Below are 17,930 nucleotides of genomic sequence, written 5' to 3'. Positions count from 1 at the left end.
ACTGCGGACCTTTACGGCTGCAATCTTGTGTCATGGTGGCTGTGCGTGGGACGTCTTCGGACGTGCCGGTTTCCTAAGCTCCCGGTTTTCCAACCTGCGCACAGCTGCCACCCATTCGCTTGGAAACGAACGTGGCAGCTCCTCAAGCTTAGGGAATAGACATGACTAAAATTGATGCTTCCGCGATTTCAGAATTAAAAACCATCGGCTTCACCCCACTCATCTACTGCCCGGATCAGGCGTTGTTCAACGTCCGTGCCGGCGTTCCCATCGTTGATGCATTGTCACAAGCCTCCGATCTGCTGTTCCTCGCCAAATCATTTAGCGAAGATGCCGCCTACGCAAGAGACACCGACCGTCATGCCTGGGCTGCTCACTATCTGACGGCGATGGGTAAGGCGGTGATTGACGATGTGGTGAAGGTGCTCACGCCGCGACCGGCCCGGACGAAGACTGAATCTGAAGAAGAGCTGCCCGACAGCCAGTAACACCGCAAATCCCTGTGGGAGCGAGCTTGCTCGCGATGACGGCGGCAGATCCGACATTGATGTGACAGACATACCGCTATCGCGGGCAAGCCCGCTCCCACAGGGTGCTTTGTTGGATTGGGATCAAATGCCAGCCACAAAAAAGCCCCCGCTGCCGCAAAGGCAACGGGGGCTATTTGATGGGGGCTTACATCTCTACCTGAGTACCCAACTCAATCACCCGGTTCAACGGCAAATTAAAGAACCGCAAATTGCCATTGGCATTCTTCAACATGAACGCAAACAACGCCTCGCGCCAGCGGGCCATGCCTTCGAGTTTGGAGGCGATCACCGTCTCGCGGCTGAGGAAGTAGGTGGTGCGCATCGGGCTGAAGTCGAGGTCATCGAGATGACACAGCTTCAGCGCTTGCGGCACGTCCGGTTCGTCAACGAAGCCAAAGTGCAGAATCACGCGGAAGAACCCTTCGCCGTGGGATTCAACTTCGAAGCGCCGTGTCGGCGGTACCCGCGGGATGTCTTCGTAGACCACGGTCAGCAGCACCACTTGCTCGTGCAGCACTTGGTTATGCAGCAGGTTGTGCAACAGCGCGTGGGGCACGGCGTCCGGGCGCGCAGTGAGGAACACGGCGGTGCCCTGGACCCGATGCGGCGGTTGCACGGCGATACTGCTGATGAAAATCGGCAGCGGCAGCCCGCCCTCGTCCATACGCTCCACCAGCAGCTGTTTGCCGCGCTTCCAGGTGGTCATCAATACAAACAGCGCGATACCGGCGATCACCGGGAACGCACCACCCTGAAAGATTTTCGGCACGTTGGCGGCGAAGTACAGACCATCCACCAGCAGGAAACCGAGCAACAGCGGCACCGCGAGGATCGGAGGCCATTTCCACAGCAGCAATATCACCGCCGAGACCAGGATGGTGGTCATCAACATGGTCCCGGTCACGGCCACCCCGTAAGCCGAGGCCAGGGCGCCGGAGGATTCGAAGCCGATCACCAACAGGATCACGCCGACCATCAGCGCCCAGTTCACCGCGCCAATATAGATCTGGCCTTGTTCGGCACTGGAGGTGTGCTGGATGTGCATGCGCGGAATGTAACCAAGCTGGATCGCCTGACGGGTCAGGGAGAACGCGCCGGAAATCACCGCTTGCGAGGCAATCACCGTGGCCAGGGTCGACAAACCGACCAACGGGATCAACGCCCAGCTCGGCGCCAACAGGTAGAACGGGTTGCGAGCGGCTTCCGGATTACCGAGCAGCAAGGCGCCCTGACCGAAGTAGTTCAGCACCAGCGCCGGCAGCACGAGGATGAACCAGGCGCGGGCAATCGGCTTGCGACCGAAGTGGCCCATGTCGGCGTACAACGCTTCGGCGCCGGTCAGTGCCAGCACCACCGCGCCGAGGATGGCTACGCCCATGCCCGGGTGCACGATGAAGAAGCGCACGCCCCAGACCGGGTTCATCGCTTGCAACACTTCCGGATGCTGCAGGATGCCGTAGACACCCAGCGCACCCAGCACCAGGAACCAGGTGACCATGATCGGCCCGAACAGGATGCCGATGCGCGCGGTACCGTGGCTCTGGATCAGGAACAGCGCCACCAGCACGACCAGCGACAACGGCACCACCCAATGGTCGATGCCATCGAACGCCAGTCCCAGGCCTTCAATTGCCGAGAGTACGGAAATCGCCGGCGTGATCATGCTGTCGCCGTAAAATAGCGCCGCACCGATCAGTCCGCAGACCACCAGAAAAATGCGCAGCTTCGGATGCCCGGCCGCAGCCCGCCGAGCCAGGGCGGTCAAGGCCATGATCCCGCCTTCGCCCTGGTTGTCGGCACGCAGCACGAACAGCACATATTTGATTGAGACAACCCATATCAGCGACCAGAAAATCAGCGCCAGAATCCCGAACACGCCGTCATGGTCGACCGGTACACCATAGTGACCGGAAAACACTTCTTTGAGGGTGTACAGCGGGCTCGTGCCGATATCGCCATAAACCACCCCGACCGCCGCGACCAGCATGCCGATCGGCTTCGCCGCCGAATGCTCGGCACCCGCCGCCTGACTACTTGCCTGACCCATCCACCACTCCTACTACCCAGACCGGGCTTCTTTGAAAGAAGCACTATGCTTTGCCACGCAGCATGCGCTGTTTTACATGACGTTACAGACGTTTCGTTGACTGTAAAGAATCGGTAAAGCGTAACGGCGCGAAGCATAGCGCAGCACTCGTCGTATTTCCCTGCATAAAGCTGGTCAAGTGCGCCTCTCATCGCTAGAATTGCGCACTTTTTGACCAGAGGCGCAACATAGCGCCCGTCAGTCGCCTTGCCGTCTTCGGCTGGAGGCGTCTCAAATACCGAGGTTAGACATGTCCACCACTCCTGCGCCGGCCAATCCAAAGGTTGGCTTCGTATCCCTGGGTTGCCCCAAAGCACTGGTCGACTCCGAGCGCATCCTTACCCAGCTGCGTATGGAAGGTTATGACGTTGTGTCCACCTACCAGGACGCCGATGTCGTGGTGGTCAACACCTGCGGTTTCATCGATTCGGCCAAGGCTGAATCCCTGGAAGTGATTGGCGAAGCCATCAAGGAAAACGGCAAGGTCATCGTGACCGGCTGCATGGGCGTCGAAGAAGGCAACATTCGCAAGATTCACCCAAGCGTGCTGGCCGTGACCGGTCCGCAGCAGTACGAGCAAGTGGTCAACGCCGTGCACGACGCCGTGCCGCCACGTCAGGATCACAACCCGCTGATCGACCTGGTGCCGCCGCAAGGCATCAAGCTGACCCCGCGCCACTACGCGTACCTGAAGATTTCCGAAGGCTGCAACCACAGCTGCAGCTTCTGCATCATCCCGTCGATGCGCGGCAAACTGGTCAGCCGTCCGGTCGGTGACGTGCTCGACGAGGCTCAGCGCCTGGTCAAGGCCGGCGTCAAAGAGCTGTTGGTGATCTCGCAAGACACCAGCGCCTACGGCGTCGACGTGAAATACCGCACCGGTTTCTGGAACGGCGCGCCGGTGAAAACCCGCATGACCGAACTCTGCGAAGCCCTGAGCACCCTCGGTGTCTGGGTTCGTCTGCACTACGTTTACCCGTACCCGCACGTCGACGAGCTGATCCCGCTGATGGCCGCCGGGAAAATCCTGCCGTACCTGGACATCCCGTTCCAGCACGCCAGCCCGAAAGTCCTGAAGTCGATGAAACGCCCGGCCTTCGAAGACAAGACCCTGGCGCGGATCAAGAACTGGCGCGAAATCTGCCCGGACCTGATCATCCGCTCGACCTTCATCGTCGGCTTCCCGGGCGAAACCGAAGAAGACTTCCAGTACCTGCTGAACTGGCTGACCGAAGCCCAACTCGACCGCGTCGGCTGCTTCCAGTACTCGCCGGTGGATGGCGCTCCGGCCAACGATATGGACCTGGAAGTCGTTCCGGACGACGTCAAGCAAGACCGTTGGGACCGCTTCATGGCGCACCAGCAGGCCATCAGCTCGGCCCGTCTGCAAATGCGTGTCGGCCGTGAAATCGAAGTGCTGGTCGATGAAGTCGACGAGCAAGGCGCCGTTGGCCGCTGCTTCTTCGATGCCCCGGAAATCGACGGTAACGTATTCATCGACAACGGCAGCAATCTCAAGCCAGGCGACAAAGTCTGGTGCAAAGTGACCGACGCCGACGAATACGACCTGTGGGCTGAACAGATCTAAACGCAAAAAATACGAAAAGCCCTGCTCTCTTGACGAGATGCGGGGCTTTTTTACGTCTATCGTTTTGTGAGGAAAGGATTCTCGACACTCACAGGAAAAGGGGCATTCGGCCATGCGCCAACATTCGGTTATCCACACGCCGAAACAGAGCGACTACGTAGAACTCACGCAAGTCTGGGAAGCCTCGGTGCGCGCCACCCACGACTTTCTGCCGGACAGCTACATTGAATTGCTGAAGAACCTGGTGCTGACCCGCTACCTCGACGCGGTGATGCTGATCTGCACCAGGGACTCGCGCCAGCGCATCACCGGGTTTGCCGGTGTGGCAGCAGGCAAGATCGAAATGCTCTTCATCGACCCGGCCCACCGCGGCCAGGGTCTGGGCAAAAGGTTGCTGCGTTATGCCATGGAACACCTGAACGCCTACGAACTGGACGTCAACGAGCAGAACCCGCAAGCGCTGGGGTTCTACTTCAAGCAGGGCTTCGAGGTGATTGGCCGTTCGGAAGTCGATGGCATGGGCCAGCCTTATCCGCTGTTGCACATGCGCTTGCGCCAAAACCAGCAACACTCACAGCACGGCTGACACCACGAGGAACCAATGTGGGAGCGGGCTTGCTCGCGAATGCTGTGTGTCATTCACCAGATAAGTTGACTGATCCACCGCTTTCGCGAGCAAGCCCGCTCCCACATTAAAAGCACCTGCGGCAAATGGAGCCGGGATTAACCGGCGCCACGCAGGTACAATGCCCACCCCTTTTTTGTTACGGCCCTGTCATGACTGACCCGATTCGTCTCTCCAAACGCCTCATCGAACTCGTCGGCTGTTCCCGTCGGGAGGCTGAGCTGTTCATCGAGGGCGGCTGGGTCACCGTGGACGGCGAAGTCATCGATGAGCCGCAATTCAAGGTCGACACCCAGAAAGTTGAGCTCGATCCAGAGGCCAAGGCCACTGCACCGGAGCCGGTGACCATCCTGCTGAATGTGCCCGTGGGCATGGACGCGGAAACGGCGATGGCGACCATCAGCGCCGAGACCCTGAGCGAAGAACACCGCTTCAGCAAACGTCCGCTCAAGGGCCATTTCCTGCGCCTGACCGCCAGCACCGACTTGCAGGCCAATGCCAGCGGCCTGCTGGTGTTCACCCAGGACTGGAAGATCTTGCGCAAATTGACCGCTGACTCCGCCAAGATCGAGCAAGAGTATGTGGTCGAGGTCGAAGGCGACATGGTGGCTCACGGCCTCAACCGCCTGAACCACGGCCTCACTTACAAAGGTAAGGAACTGCCGCCGGTCAAGGCCAGCTGGCAGAACGAAAACCGCCTGCGTTTTGCGATGAAGAACCCGCAACCGGGCGTGATCGCCCTGTTTTGCCAGGCCGTTGGCCTGAAGGTCGTCGCCATCCGCCGCATCCGCATCGGCGGCGTGTCCATCGGCAAAGTGCCGTTGGGGCAATGGCGTTACCTGTCCGGCAAAGAGAAGTTCTAAGACTTTTCACGCCGCCACACATTTCGGCGCCGCTGTTTACGCGGCGCCCACTGCTGAATATCAGGATTGCACACCATGATTCATAACGACGTACTGCGCAGCGTGCGCTACATGCTCGACATCAGTGACAAGAAAGTCATCGAGATCATCAAGCTCGGCGGCATGGACGTGTCCCTGGAAGACCTGGTGACATACCTCGACAAGAAAGAGGAAGACGAGGAAGGCTTCGTACGCTGCCCGGACGAAGTCATGGCGCATTTCCTCGACGGCCTGGTGACCTTCAAGCGCGGCAAGGACGAAAGCCGTCCGCCGCAGCCGATCGAAGTGCCGGTGACCAACAACATTATCCTGAAGAAACTGCGTGTGGCCTTCGAACTGAAAGAAGACGACATGCACGCGATCCTCAAAGCGTCCGAGTTCCCGGTGTCCAAGCCTGAGCTGAGCGCACTGTTCCGCAAGTTCGGCCACACCAACTATCGCCCATGCGGCGACCAGTTGCTGCGCAACTTCCTCAAGGGCCTGACCTTGCGCGTTCGCCCGCAATAAGCGCGCCGCGCGCCCTGTAGGAGCCGGCTTGCTGGCGAAGGCGATCTTCAAAACGCCATCGCCAGCAAGCCGGCTCCTACAAAGGGCAGCCGCAGGCCGGGCTGTATAGACCTTCATTCCTCGCAAAAATAGTGGCTCCGCTTCTGGCGGCTGACGACTAGGGTGTATTGACCCTCAGCTCTCAGGATTCGTCATGCACCCGTACTTTTCCCTGCAAGGCCGCACCGCTCTGGTGACCGGCGGCACCCGTGGTATCGGCAAAATGATCGCCAAGGCTTATGTCGAGGCCGGCGCTACCGTTTACGTCTGCGCGCGGGATGCCGAAGCGTGTCAGCAAACGGCTGACGAATTGAGCGCCTTCGGGACTTGCCACGGCGTGGCGGCCAACCTGGCCAATGAAGAAGGCGTGTTGCAACTGGCCACGCGACTTGGTGAACAGATTCCTCATCTGGACATTCTGGTGAACAACGCCGGCACCACGTGGGGCGCGCCGCTGGAAAGCTACCCGGTCAAGGGCTGGGAGAAGGTCATGCAGCTCAACGTGACCTCGGTATTCAACTGCATCCAGCAGTTTTTGCCACTGCTGCGCAAGGCCGGTTCAGAAGCCAATCCGGCGCGGATCATCAACATCGGTTCGGTGGCGGGGATTTCTTCCTTTGGCGAACAGGCATATGCCTACGGGCCGAGCAAGGCCGCCCTGCATCAACTGTCGCGGATTCTCGCGCGGGAACTGGTGAGCCAACACATCAACGTCAACGTGATTGCGCCGGGGCGTTTCCCGAGCAAGATGACCCAGCACATTGGTAATGATGAGCAGGCACTGGCCGAGGATACGGCGTTGATTCCGATGAAACGCTGGGGGCGCGAGGAAGAAATGGCAGCGTTGGCGATCAGTCTGGCGAGTACGGCTGGGGCGTATATGACCGGGAATATTATTCCTCTTGATGGCGGGTTCAGTCTCTGAAATTGGCGGCGCGGCCATCGCGGGCAAGCCACGCTCCCACAGGTTCTCGAGCGAGCGCAAATTTTGTGTACGCCATAGAACCTGTGGGAGCGTGGCTTGCCCGCGATGAGGCCGGCTCTGCCACCATCAGACTTGAGGCTCGTCGGGTTATCATGCCCGCCCAAATTCCCGCCTCGACCCCAAACCATGACCTACAGCGTTTCCCCCATCGGCTTTGTGCGCTCCTGCTTCAAGGAGAAGTTCGCCATCCCGCGCCAGCCGCAACTGGCCCCGGCCGCCCGTGGCGTGCTGGAACTGGTGGCACCGTTCGATCAGGGTGACGCCGTGCAAGGGCTGGAACAGGTGAGCCATGTCTGGCTGCTGTTCCTGTTTCATCAGGCCCTGGAAGAAAAGCCACGCCTGAAAGTCCGCCCTCCTCGCCTGGGCGGTAACAAATCCATGGGTGTGTTCGCCACCCGCGCGACACACCGGCCCAATGGCATCGGTCAATCCGTGGTGAAGCTGGATAAGGTCGAGGCCAATCGGCTGTGGATATCGGGAATCGACCTGCTCGACGGCACGCCGATTCTCGACATCAAACCGTACGTGCCTTACGCGGACATCATCGACACAGCCTCCAATAGCATCGCCAGCGCCGCGCCACTGCTGATTCCCGTGCAGTGGACGGATGCAGCACTGGTACAGGCTCACGAGCACGCTCAGCGCCTTGAAGAGCCCTTGGTCGAACTGATCGAGCAATGCCTGGCGCAAGATCCACGGCCGGCTTACCAAACGCCAAAACCGGAACGAGAATATGGCGCGCAATTCTGGGATCTGGATGTGCGCTGGCATTATCCCGAGGCGGGCGTGATCCGCGTCCTCGAAGTCATTCCCGCAAAAACCTGAACACCAGAAACGCAAAAGCCCGCATGACCTTCTCAGGTCATGCGGGCTTTTCTGTGCACTACAAATCTACTGTAGGAACTGGCTTGCTAGCGATGGACGTGAACTCACCGCATTTAACCAGCAAGAAATACATCATCGTTAACGACCATCGCTAGCAAGCCAGCTCCTACAAGTGACCTGCGGTCACTTTTCGACGAACGCTCGCTCGATCAGGTAGTCACCCGGCTCGCGCATCCGCGGCGAAACTTTCAGGCCGAAGCTGTTCAACACTTCGCTGGTCTCGTCGAGCATGCTCGGGCTGCCGCACAGCATGGCGCGGTCGTCCTGCGGGTTGATCGGAGGCAGACCGATGTCGCTGAACAGCTTGCCGCTGCGCATCAGGTCGGTCAGGCGACCTTCGTTCTCGAATGGCTCGCGGGTCACGGTCGGGTAGTAAATCAACTTGTCACGCAACGCCTCGCCGAAGAACTCGTTCTGCGGCAGGTGCTCGGTGATGAACTCGCGGTAAGCGACTTCGTTGACGTAACGTACGCCGTGGCACAGGATCACTTTTTCGAAACGCTCGTAGGTTTCCGGATCCTGGATGACGCTCATGAACGGCGCCAGACCGGTACCGGTGCTGAGCAGGTACAAATGTTTGCCAGGCTTCAAGTCATCCAGCACCAGGGTGCCGGTTGGCTTTTTGCTGATGATGATCTCGTCGCCTTCCTTCAGATGCTGAAGTTGGGAAGTCAGCGGGCCATCAGGCACCTTGATGCTGAAGAACTCGAGATGCTCTTCCCAGTTCGGGCTGGCAATCGAGTAAGCGCGCATGAGCGGCCGGCCGTTGGGCTGTTGCAGGCCGATCATCACGAACTGACCGTTCTCGAAGCGCAGGCCCGGATCGCGGGTGCACTTGAAGCTGAACAGAGTGTCGTTCCAGTGATGAACACTGAGGACACGCTCGTGGTTCATGTTGCTCATGTACGTGGGACTCCTGGGAGATTTTGCCTGTGCCACTGATGTGCGCAATTGCATCGCATTCTAATGGCAGCGACAATATCTGTTAAATGGATTATTAAGATAATGGTTATCGGTTATATAGATATGCGATTTACTCTCCGTCAACTTCAAGTATTCGTCGCCGTCGCCCAGCAGGAAAGCGTATCCCGTGCTGCCCTGACGCTCAACCTCTCGCAATCGGCGGCGAGCACCTCGATCACCGAGCTAGAGCGCCAGTCCAGCTGCCAGCTGTTCGACCGCGCCGGCAAACGGCTGAGCCTCAACGCCCTCGGCAAACAGTTATTGCCGCAAGCGGTGGCCCTGCTCGATCAGGCCAAGGAAATCGAAGACCTGCTTAACGGCAAGTCCGGTTTCGGCTCTCTGGCGGTCGGCGCGACCCTGACCATCGGCAATTACCTGGCCACCTTGCTGATCGGCAGCTTCATGCAGCGCCATCCCGAAAGCCAGGTAAAGCTGCACGTGCAGAACACTGCCAACATCGTGCAGCAAGTCGCCCACTATGAAATTGATCTGGGTCTAATCGAAGGCGATTGCAGCCATCCGGACATCGAAGTGCAGAGCTGGGTCGAGGATGAGCTGGTGGTGTTCTGCGCGCCGCAGCATCCGCTGGCCAAGCGGGGCAGCGCGACCATGGAAGAACTGACCCACGAGGCCTGGATTCTGCGGGAACAAGGTTCTGGCACGCGGCTGACCTTTGACCAGGCCATGCGTCATCATCGCAGCGCGTTGAATATCCGTCTGGAACTGGAACACACCGAAGCGATCAAGCGCGCGGTGGAATCAGGCCTGGGGATTGGCTGCATTTCTCGCCTGGCGCTGCGCGATGCGTTCCGCCGCGGCAGCCTGGTGCCGGTGGAAACACCGGATCTGGACCTGGCGCGGCAGTTCTATTTCATCTGGCACAAACAGAAATATCAGACATCAGCGATGCGCGAATTCCTCGACCTGTGCCGCGCCTTCACCGCCGGGGTTCAGCGCAGCGACGAGATCGTGCTGCCCACCATCGCTTAAAGCAGAATCACCGCCCACACCAGCGCGATCATGCTCAACGCCACGAACTGAGCGGCGCTGCCCATGTCCTTGGCGTTCTTGGACAGCGGGTGCAACTCAAGGGAAATGCGGTCGATGGCCGCTTCCACTGCCGAATTCAGCAACTCGACGATCAACGCCAACAGGCAGACCGCGATCAGCAACGCCTGCTCGACACGGCTGACGTTCAGAAAGAACGAAAGCGGGATCAGGATGACGTTGAGCAACACCAGTTGCCGAAAAGCCGCTTCACCGGTGAAGGCTGCGCGCAGGCCGTCCAGCGAGTAGCCGGAAGCGTTGAGGATGCGTTTGAGGCCGGTTTGGCCTTTGAATGGAGACATAGAGTAGGCAACTGACCAAAAAGGAGTGGGAAAGCTAGATCAACCAAAGTCAAAAAAGCGTGAACAGGCCAACTCTTAGTGGCTCGAAATTGACTCAAGTTGTTGCAGGAGCAACGCAGCCTGGGTGCGAGTGCGCACATTCAGCTTGCGGAAAATCGCCGTGACATGCGCCTTGATCGTCGCTTCGGAGACGCTCAACTCGTAAGCAATCTGCTTATTCAGCAACCCTTCGCAAACCATGGTCAACACCCGAAACTGCTGAGGCGTCAGACTGGCAAGGCCTTCACTGGCTGCCTTGGCTTCAGCGGAAACGCTCACGGCTTCAAACGCCTGGGGCGGCCAGAACACATCGCCATCGAGCACTGCACGGACGGCTTTCTGGATGACACTCAGATCACTGGACTTGGGAATGAAACCGCTGGCGCCGAATTCACGGGATTTCACCATGATCGAGGCTTCTTCCTGGGCCGACACCATCACCACCGGAATCTGCGGGTACTGACCGCGTAGCAGCACCAGCCCGGAAAAACCGTACGCCCCCGGCATGTTGAGGTCCAGCAGCACCAGATCCCAGTCAGACTTTTCGTCCAGTCGGGTTTCCAGCTCGGCAATGCTCGCCACTTCCACCAGACGGACATCCGGGCCCAGGCCCAGGGTCAACGCTTGATGCAGGGCGCTACGAAAAAGAGGGTGGTCATCGGCAATCAGGATTTCGTATGTGGCCATTTTTCTAATGATCCTGTTTTTCAAACAACTCAAGGCACAGCCACGGAGCTGAACCAACAGGGCACGTTCAACGCCAATTACGTGGCTATCACGTAAAGAATACGGCGTATCAAACTTTGGCCGCGCCCCAATCGGCGCCAAGCATGCCCAGCGAAACCGGGGTGGTCAAGGTGCCTGGCCGGTACAGTTCTTTGCAGTATGGGCGACAATCAGCAGATGTCCGGGGCCGTGTTCCGCACGAAAGGCATCAGTTCTGTGTGGGCGGGCGTGGCAACGTTCATGTCCAGCTGGTGTTTCGCGTCCAGGTAATGCTGGCTGAACACGTCGAAATAAGCGTCCAGCGCCGATGCCGCCTCAGTATCGCCCGCAAGATCCAGACACAAAGCCGCCACTTCGGCGGTGCACAAGTGCTCGCTGCGGGTCGACCGGCGCAACCGGTAGCGCGACAGTTTTTCAGGCAACAGGCTCAGGATCGGCAGCCGATCAAAATACGGGCTCTTGCGGAAGATCTTCCGGGCTTCGGTCCAGGTGGCGTCGAGCAGAATGAACAATGGCCGCTTGGTGCTATCGGCCTCGACGGTGTTAGTCACTCGCTCAGGCTCGACGTATTCACCCGGAAAGACCAGGTACGGTTGCCATTGCGGGTCGGTCAGCAACGCCAGCAACTGCGGATCAGTTTCCGTGCGGGACCAGATAAAGGCATGGTTGTCGCGTACCACGTCGGCGATCAGCCAGCCGGTGTTGCTCGGCTTGAACACTTCTTTGTTGGTCATGATCAGGCACACGCCCGAGCGAGCCTCGACCTGCGGGCGCCAGGCGCACAGGCAGTGACTCTCGATCACGCGGCAGGCGCGGCAACGCGGTGCCCTCCAGCCACGGGCCTGGATCGGCTTGATGCCCTCCTCCTCTCGCTCGTCGCGCAAGCGGGCGACGGCGTTTGCAGCAAAGGGTGGGGTTACAGGGCTCATCGCAGGCAGCACCGGAGGGGAAAGAAAATCGACACGAAGAACACTCGACAGGGCACAAAGACGCGGCAGTTTATCAGAGCAGCCGGCGCAAGCCTGTACCGTCCAGGCCTCGTCCCCTATAATTCGCCGCCACTGAACGCACAGTCATGTGACAGGTCGAACCACCAGTCACTGAACCAGGAGAGTTTCATGCTGCGCCTTATCGTTCCCACCGCTGCCATTTTGCTGGCGTCGTCTTTCAGCGCTCAGGCTGCTTCCTTGAGTGAGCAGAATCTCAACCGAGAACTGCGAAACGTCGCCGCACAAAGCAGTGTTGGCACTCCACGGGCGATCAACGAAGACATTCTTGATCAAGGCTACACCGCCGAAGGCAATACGCTGATCAACCACTTGAGCGTACAAAGCAGCCACGCCAACAAGATGCGTGCCGATCCCAAAGCCGTGTATTTCCAGTTGGGCGCCTCTGTGTGCAACAACCCATCGTTCCGCAAACTGATGGCCAAGGGCGCGGTCATGCGTTACGACTTCACTGAAGTGAAAACCAACCGCTCAGTCGGTTCCGCCAGCTATCAGGAATCGGATTGCCCGAAAGCGGCCCCGGCCAAGAAGAAGTAATCATCGGGAATTGGCGCGCCGCTGTTCATCCTCGGCGCGCAGTTCTGCCACCAACGCCTGCAAGTAACGCGAACGCCGCTCACCGCCCTCCAAACGTCGGCAGCACTCCTCTTCGAGACTCAAATGATTGGTCTCGGCGGATGACTTCAGTAATCGATACAGTTGCGTATCGATTTCCAGAATGACTCTGGCCATCGTTCCAGCCTCCCTGCACCTCGCCCTGTTTGGGCGAAAAATCCTTGAACTGCTTGAACCGTGCGCCCTGCCTTTGACGCAAAGTTGTCGTGTCACGCCTGTAACTTAGTAAATCAGAGCGGTGAGCCCGTGGCTTACGTTCAGACGAACGGTGAATTCACCTTGCAAATCGTCAATAAGCGGTTGCCAGGAAAGACTTTGCGGCGCAATGATCAAGTCAGCGAGAATCTCTGCAAGGGTCTAGATTCAGAGTGTTCACGATCATTTTTCAGGGCAGGAAAGGGGCTGCCCGTCGCGTGTCTTGTTGTGCGAACGTTTCTTTCATCCAAGGGAAAAACAGAGCCTGTATGGACGACTCGATTACAACCGGGTCGGGTGGATCGCCCAGGCATGGGCTTGGGCAGACAGCGATACATGAGGTGTCGCGGCGCGGGCGACTGCTTTGTCGGTGCCAAGGGTTCTGTGCAGAAGGAGTAGTTGAATGCCTTACCAACCGAATGACCTCCTGAGCCGTCATTTCGAAGAAAGCGGCCACGACCTCATCAGCAAGGTCGAAGAGCAACTCAACCTGGTTTCACCCAACAGCCCCAACATCCCGATTTACCGCGACATGATCCTGACCGTGCTGCGCATGGCCCAGGAAGATCACAACCGCTGGAATGCCAAGATCACCCTTCAAGCCCTGCGCGAACTGGAGCATGCCTTCCGCGTGCTCGAGCAGTTCAGGGGGCGACGCAAGGTCACCGTTTTCGGCTCGGCGCGCACACCGATCGAACACCCGCTGTATGGCCTAGCCCGGGAGCTCGGCGCCGCGCTGGCGCGCTCGGACCTGATGGTCATCACCGGTGCCGGTGGCGGCATCATGGCGGCGGCCCATGAGGGTGCCGGCCTGGAACACAGTCTGGGGTTCAATATCACCCTGCCCTTCGAGCAGCATGCCAACCCCACCGTCCAGGGCACCGCCAACCTGCTGCCCTTCCACTTCTTCTTTACCCGCAAGCTGTTCTTCGTCAAAGAGGCTGATGCGCTGGTCCTGTGCCCAGGCGGTTTCGGCACCCTGGATGAAGCGCTCGAAGTGCTGACGCTGATTCAGACCGGCAAAAGCCCGCTGGTGCCAGTGGTGCTGCTGGACGCGCCGGGTGGCAAGTTCTGGCAAGGCGCGCTGGACTTCATACACCATCAACTGGAGGAAAACCGCTACATCCTGCCGACCGACATGAAGCTGGTGAGCCTGGTCTACAGCGCCGAAGAAGCGGTGGAGCAGATCAATCAGTTCTACGGCAACTTCCACTCCAGTCGCTGGCTCAAGCATCAGTTCGTGATCCGCATGAACCACAAGCTCAGCGACCAGGCGCTCGAAGACATGCAGGAAGCGTTCGCCGACCTGTGCCTGAGCGACCACTTTCATCAACATGCCTATAACGGCGAAGAGCACGATGAAGCGCAGTTCAGTCATCTGGCGCGACTGGCCTTCAACTTCAATGCCAGGGACCATGGCCGCCTGCGGGAGCTGGTGGACTACATCAACCTGCCGGAAAACTGGGCCGATACCAAACCCCAGGCGCAACAGCGCACAAGAGAACCGTCCAAGGTGACATGAGGCAAAAAAAAACGGCCCGCTATCGAAATAGCGGGCCGTTTTTATTAATCATCCATTCCCCGACCGCTGAACAAGCGGCCGATCATTTCCATGGAATATCCCCGATAACTCAGGAAACGCCCTTGCTTGGCGCGTTCCCGGACGTCTATCGGCAGATGCCCGGCAAATTTGCGTCGCCAGGTCTCTTCCAGTTGCTCCTGCCAATTGATACCGCTCTCGCGCAAGGCGAGTTCGATATCGTTACGTTGCAGGCCGCGCTGACTCAGTTCTTCACGAATACGCAAAGGACCGTAGCCGGAACGAGCGCGGTAGGAAACGAAGCTTTCGAGGTAACGGGATTCGGACAGCAGGCCCTCTTCCGTCAAACGGTCGAGTGCTGTGTCAATCATTTCAGGGAGAGCGCCGCGCTGACGCAGTTTACGCGTCAGCTCGACTCGACCGTGCTCGCGTCGTGCGAGCAGGTCCATGGCGGTTCGCCGCACCGCGACGAGTGTATCGAGTACGGCGGTCATCGGATCAATCAGATATCAGCGTCAGCCAGGTCATCAGCCGTCTCTTTGACCGGCGATGCTTTGACGTCCGGCGCTGGAGTCAGCAACTTGTCACGCAGTTGCTTCTCGAGCTTGGTGGCGATTTCCGGATTGTCTGCCAGGAACTTGGCCGAGTTAGCCTTGCCCTGACCGATCTTGGTGCCTTCATAGGCATACCACGCGCCGGACTTCTCAACGAAACCGTGCAGCACGCCCAAGTCGATCATCTCGCCGTTGAGGTAGATGCCCTTGCCGTAAAGAATCTGGAACTCGGCCTGACGGAACGGCGAAGCTACCTTGTTCTTCACAACTTTAACGCGGGTTTCGCTACCGACGACTTCATCACCTTCTTTCACCGCGCCAGTACGACGGATGTCCAGACGGACCGAGGCGTAGAACTTCAGCGCGTTACCACCAGTGGTGGTTTCCGGACTGCCGAACATCACGCCGATTTTCATACGGATCTGGTTGATGAAGATCACCAGGCAGTTGGCGTTCTTGATGTTACCGGTGATTTTACGCAGCGCCTGGGACATCAGACGGGCTTGCAGGCCCACGTGCATGTCGCCCATTTCGCCTTCGATTTCAGCCTTCGGAACCAGGGCGGCCACGGAGTCGACGATGATCACGTCAACCGCGTTGGAACGCACCAGCATGTCGGTGATTTCCAGGGCTTGCTCGCCGGTGTCCGGCTGGGAAACCAGCAGGTCGTCGACGTTGACGCCCAGTTTGCCGGCGTATTCAGGGTCGAGGGCGTGTTCAGCATCGACGAATGCGCAGGTCGCGCCGGCTTTTTGAGCCTGGGCGATCACCGACAGCGTCAGCGTGGTTTTACCGGAGGATTCAGGACCGTAGATTTCAACGATACGGCCTTTTGGCAGACCGCCAATGCCGAGCGCGATGTCCAGACCCAGAGAGCCAGTGGAGATAGCCGGGATCGCCTGACGGTCCTGATCGCCCATACGCATTACGGCACCCTTGCCGAATTGACGTTCGATCTGACCCAGGGCCGCAGCCAAGGCTTTCTTCTTGTTGTCGTCCATTAAAGTCCTCACGTAATCAATAAGGCCTGACGGCCAACACCTGTATAAGTAGCCAGTATTATTCCACAGCGTTTCAGGATCGCCTACCCCTGATTTGAGATTTCTCCAGCGGCATGACGCAGCAGCCCCTCTAGCGCGGCCTTAACCGTTTGTCGGCGGACCTCATCGCGGTTACCGGCGAAGTGCTGCACCTCGCTGAACACCTGCTCACCGACGCCCCAGGCCAGCCACACCGTGCCGACCGGTTTGTTCGGAGAACCACCATCCGGGCCGGCCACACCGCTGACCGCCACGGCAAAGTACGCCCGGCTCTTTTCCTGCGCGCCGCGAACCATCGCCTCGACCACCTCGCGACTGACCGCGCCCACCACAGGGAACAATTCGGAAGGCACGTTCAACTGCTCGGTTTTCTGCCGGTTGGAATACGTCACATAACCGGCCTCAAACCACGCCGAACTCCCTGGAATGCGAGTGATCGCCTCTGAGATCCCACCGCCGGTACAGGACTCGGCAGCAGTGACGTGGGCATTCAGAACCTGCAAGCGCCTGCCAAGTTCAGCGGCCAGTTGAGTGATTTCTTTCACGGTCATCTCCTGAGCGAGCGGAATGAGCACTACCGTACACGAGCAGATTGCGCTTGCAAGGCACAGGATCGATCAAAATGTTAGCGAACGACGGCTCTGACATAGGCCTGACAAGCCTGCAAGGCAATCAGTCCACTGTCGCCGGCGTCGGTGATGGCGATAATTCGTTGAGCATGCGCCGGGTCAAGTCGGGCTCGCGGGGCGCCATTATCCAGGCTGCGGGCGCTGGCGGAGGCTGGCACTGAATCGCCTGAGGCAGCGTCGCCGGTATCGAGGAGGACTGACAGGCGCAGATCAGCAGTGGCAAGACGATCGCGCAGACGACCTTGATCACGTTGGGCATCGCTTAGCGCTCGATAGTGGGTTTGTTCACTGGCCGACAGACGTTGTTCCAGCGCCAGACGCTTGTCCTGCTCGGCCTGTTGCTGCGTTGCGGCGGCCAGCGTCAGCCGATTGAGTGCCTCGGCGTGCAGCCTGGCCTGTTGCGCCAGTTGCCGGCCGTACCGCCAATCCTGAAAGTGCCAGGCCAGCGCCGCCGAACCGCCGGCCAACACGGCCAGTAACACAACAAGGCCGATTGCCCGGTAAGAAATCGGGATCAGACCGAGGGCTGGCATAGCACCGCCCTCGCCCGCGCCCACAGTTGCAGGCGATCCTGCAAACCGTTCAGACCTCCGTTGATGCGACGGGTGATGCTGTTGAACTGATCGCGGTCGGCCAGTTCATTGAGGCCGTTTTGTTGCCAGAACCAGGCGGCTGATTCGGCGGCCCATTTAGGCTTTTCCAGCAGCTCAGGCAAAAACAGCAAACGATCATCGCCGAACAGTCCGAGGCTGCATTGGCGGTAATTGTCACGACCGGTGATCTGGATCAGGCCTCGGCCACGATACTTTTGGCCATCGCCGTCTAACGCGGGTGTATTACCCAAACGGGCGGCCAACCTGCCGGTGTCGTACTTGCTCAAATATTGGTCACTGCCGAGTTCACGCACGTACTGTAACTGGCCTGACTCATGACCGACTTGCGCGAGGAAGGCGGCGATGCGTTTCGGCGTATTGATGCTGAAGCGAACCATGGCGGTGTTGAGAACGGAAATGAAAACGCCCGCTTGGGAGCGGGCGTTGGGCATGATGGTTTCCAGCAGGTGTTGCGTAAGAGACATGGTTATACCCATAGACAGGATGGAAAAGTTATTCGGCCGCCACCGGTA

General features: G+C 58.9%; 21 protein-coding genes. 10 read left to right on the top strand and 11 right to left on the bottom strand.

Annotated features, from left to right (window positions below; genetic code table 11):
- Window positions 1–161: 161 nt before the first annotated feature.
- Entirely contained in the window at window positions 162–488 is a 327-nt protein-coding gene (locus ACYZT8_RS06000) for a DUF3077 domain-containing protein (protein ID WP_461979964.1), read from the top strand.
- A 187-nt stretch (window positions 489–675) separates the two neighbouring features.
- On the opposite strand, the gene ACYZT8_RS05995 is transcribed toward ACYZT8_RS06000, so the two are convergent.
- Complete coding sequence (locus tag ACYZT8_RS05995) at window positions 676–2,577, bottom strand: potassium transporter Kup (protein WP_461979963.1); 1,902 nt, start codon at window positions 2,575–2,577, stop codon at window positions 676–678.
- A gap of 289 nt (window positions 2,578–2,866) precedes the next feature.
- On the opposite strand from ACYZT8_RS05995, the gene rimO reads away from it, so the two are divergent.
- The 6 genes from rimO (at window position 2,867) to tsaA (ending at window position 8,087) form a co-directional block, all read left to right on the top strand.
- Window positions 2,867–4,204: a 30S ribosomal protein S12 methylthiotransferase RimO gene (rimO, locus tag ACYZT8_RS05990; RefSeq protein WP_131059214.1), complete on the top strand. Its 1,338-nt coding sequence runs from the start codon at window positions 2,867–2,869 to the stop codon at window positions 4,202–4,204.
- Window positions 4,205–4,316: 112 nt separating this feature from the next.
- Window positions 4,317–4,790: a GNAT family N-acetyltransferase gene (locus ACYZT8_RS05985; RefSeq protein ID WP_461979962.1), complete on the top strand. Its 474-nt coding sequence runs from the start codon at window positions 4,317–4,319 to the stop codon at window positions 4,788–4,790.
- Between the two features lie 191 nt (window positions 4,791–4,981).
- Window positions 4,982–5,692 carry an rRNA pseudouridine synthase gene (locus tag ACYZT8_RS05980; protein WP_010462687.1) on the top strand — a complete coding sequence of 237 codons (711 nt, stop codon included), beginning with the start codon at window positions 4,982–4,984 and terminating at the stop codon, window positions 5,690–5,692.
- A gap of 75 nt (window positions 5,693–5,767) precedes the next feature.
- Window positions 5,768–6,238, top strand: coding sequence for a YehS family protein (locus ACYZT8_RS05975; protein ID WP_461979961.1), 471 nt, complete (start codon window positions 5,768–5,770; stop codon window positions 6,236–6,238).
- 193 nt (window positions 6,239–6,431) lie between these two features.
- The gene (locus ACYZT8_RS05970; RefSeq protein ID WP_109628252.1) at window positions 6,432–7,202 is read left to right on the top strand and encodes an SDR family oxidoreductase; all 771 of its coding nucleotides are present in this window, start codon (window positions 6,432–6,434) and stop codon (window positions 7,200–7,202) included.
- 186 nt (window positions 7,203–7,388) lie between these two features.
- The gene (gene tsaA / locus ACYZT8_RS05965) at window positions 7,389–8,087 is read left to right on the top strand and encodes a tRNA (N6-threonylcarbamoyladenosine(37)-N6)-methyltransferase TrmO (protein WP_461979960.1); all 699 of its coding nucleotides are present in this window, start codon (window positions 7,389–7,391) and stop codon (window positions 8,085–8,087) included.
- A 183-nt stretch (window positions 8,088–8,270) separates the two neighbouring features.
- Here tsaA and fpr read toward each other — a convergent pair whose 3' ends face one another.
- Entirely contained in the window at window positions 8,271–9,050 is a 780-nt protein-coding gene (gene fpr / locus ACYZT8_RS05960) for a ferredoxin-NADP reductase (RefSeq protein WP_003443014.1), read from the bottom strand.
- 123 nt (window positions 9,051–9,173) lie between these two features.
- Here fpr and ACYZT8_RS05955 point away from each other — a divergent pair, with 123 nt between their 5' ends.
- Window positions 9,174–10,100 (top strand): LysR family transcriptional regulator, encoded by a 927-nt coding sequence (locus ACYZT8_RS05955; RefSeq protein WP_461957480.1) that lies wholly within the window; start codon window positions 9,174–9,176, stop codon window positions 10,098–10,100.
- Here the strand turns inward: ACYZT8_RS05955 and ACYZT8_RS05950 are convergent.
- The 3 genes from ACYZT8_RS05950 to ACYZT8_RS05940 all read right to left on the bottom strand — a co-directional run bounded on the left by ACYZT8_RS05950 (window position 10,097) and on the right by ACYZT8_RS05940 (window position 12,153).
- A complete protein-coding gene (locus ACYZT8_RS05950; RefSeq protein ID WP_008010143.1) occupies window positions 10,097–10,459 on the bottom strand; it encodes a diacylglycerol kinase in 363 nt (120 codons plus the stop codon). The genes ACYZT8_RS05955 and ACYZT8_RS05950 overlap by 4 nt on opposite strands.
- A gap of 75 nt (window positions 10,460–10,534) precedes the next feature.
- The gene (gene erdR / locus ACYZT8_RS05945) at window positions 10,535–11,185 is read right to left on the bottom strand and encodes a response regulator transcription factor ErdR (protein WP_010462704.1); all 651 of its coding nucleotides are present in this window, start codon (window positions 11,183–11,185) and stop codon (window positions 10,535–10,537) included.
- Window positions 11,186–11,394: 209 nt separating this feature from the next.
- The gene (locus ACYZT8_RS05940) at window positions 11,395–12,153 is read right to left on the bottom strand and encodes a tRNA-uridine aminocarboxypropyltransferase (RefSeq protein WP_461979959.1); all 759 of its coding nucleotides are present in this window, start codon (window positions 12,151–12,153) and stop codon (window positions 11,395–11,397) included.
- 189 nt (window positions 12,154–12,342) lie between these two features.
- Between ACYZT8_RS05940 and ACYZT8_RS05935 the strand changes: the two genes are divergently transcribed.
- Window positions 12,343–12,768, top strand: a complete 426-nt coding sequence (locus ACYZT8_RS05935) for a PA3611 family quorum-sensing-regulated virulence factor (RefSeq protein ID WP_131059206.1) — start codon at window positions 12,343–12,345, stop codon at window positions 12,766–12,768.
- On the opposite strand, the gene ACYZT8_RS05930 is transcribed toward ACYZT8_RS05935, so the two are convergent.
- Window positions 12,769–12,963 (bottom strand): hypothetical protein, encoded by a 195-nt coding sequence (locus ACYZT8_RS05930; protein WP_094468832.1) that lies wholly within the window; start codon window positions 12,961–12,963, stop codon window positions 12,769–12,771.
- A gap of 481 nt (window positions 12,964–13,444) precedes the next feature.
- Here ACYZT8_RS05930 and ACYZT8_RS05925 point away from each other — a divergent pair, with 481 nt between their 5' ends.
- Window positions 13,445–14,563, top strand: coding sequence for an LOG family protein (locus ACYZT8_RS05925; protein WP_461979958.1), 1,119 nt, complete (start codon window positions 13,445–13,447; stop codon window positions 14,561–14,563).
- Window positions 14,564–14,607: 44 nt separating this feature from the next.
- On the opposite strand, the gene recX is transcribed toward ACYZT8_RS05925, so the two are convergent.
- The 5 genes from recX to ACYZT8_RS05900 form a co-directional block, all read right to left on the bottom strand.
- Window positions 14,608–15,075 (bottom strand): recombination regulator RecX, encoded by a 468-nt coding sequence (gene recX / locus ACYZT8_RS05920; protein ID WP_219096805.1) that lies wholly within the window; start codon window positions 15,073–15,075, stop codon window positions 14,608–14,610.
- Window positions 15,076–15,083: 8 nt separating this feature from the next.
- Complete coding sequence (recA, locus tag ACYZT8_RS05915) at window positions 15,084–16,136, bottom strand: recombinase RecA (RefSeq protein ID WP_282376924.1); 1,053 nt, start codon at window positions 16,134–16,136, stop codon at window positions 15,084–15,086.
- Between the two features lie 83 nt (window positions 16,137–16,219).
- A complete protein-coding gene (locus ACYZT8_RS05910) occupies window positions 16,220–16,720 on the bottom strand; it encodes a CinA family protein (RefSeq protein ID WP_461957474.1) in 501 nt (166 codons plus the stop codon).
- An 80-nt stretch (window positions 16,721–16,800) separates the two neighbouring features.
- The gene (locus ACYZT8_RS05905) at window positions 16,801–17,337 is read right to left on the bottom strand and encodes a lysis protein (protein WP_461979957.1); all 537 of its coding nucleotides are present in this window, start codon (window positions 17,335–17,337) and stop codon (window positions 16,801–16,803) included.
- Window positions 17,319–17,882: a glycoside hydrolase family 19 protein gene (locus ACYZT8_RS05900; RefSeq protein WP_461979956.1), complete on the bottom strand. Its 564-nt coding sequence runs from the start codon at window positions 17,880–17,882 to the stop codon at window positions 17,319–17,321. Before ACYZT8_RS05900 ends, ACYZT8_RS05905 begins: the two co-directional genes overlap by 19 nt.
- Between the last annotated feature and the right edge of the window lie 48 nt (window positions 17,883–17,930).

The sequence above is a fragment of the Pseudomonas sp. LB3P93 genome (genome assembly GCF_054898025.1).
Note: the sequence above shows the minus strand (reverse complement) of the source record. Positions and strands in the feature narration are given on the sequence as shown.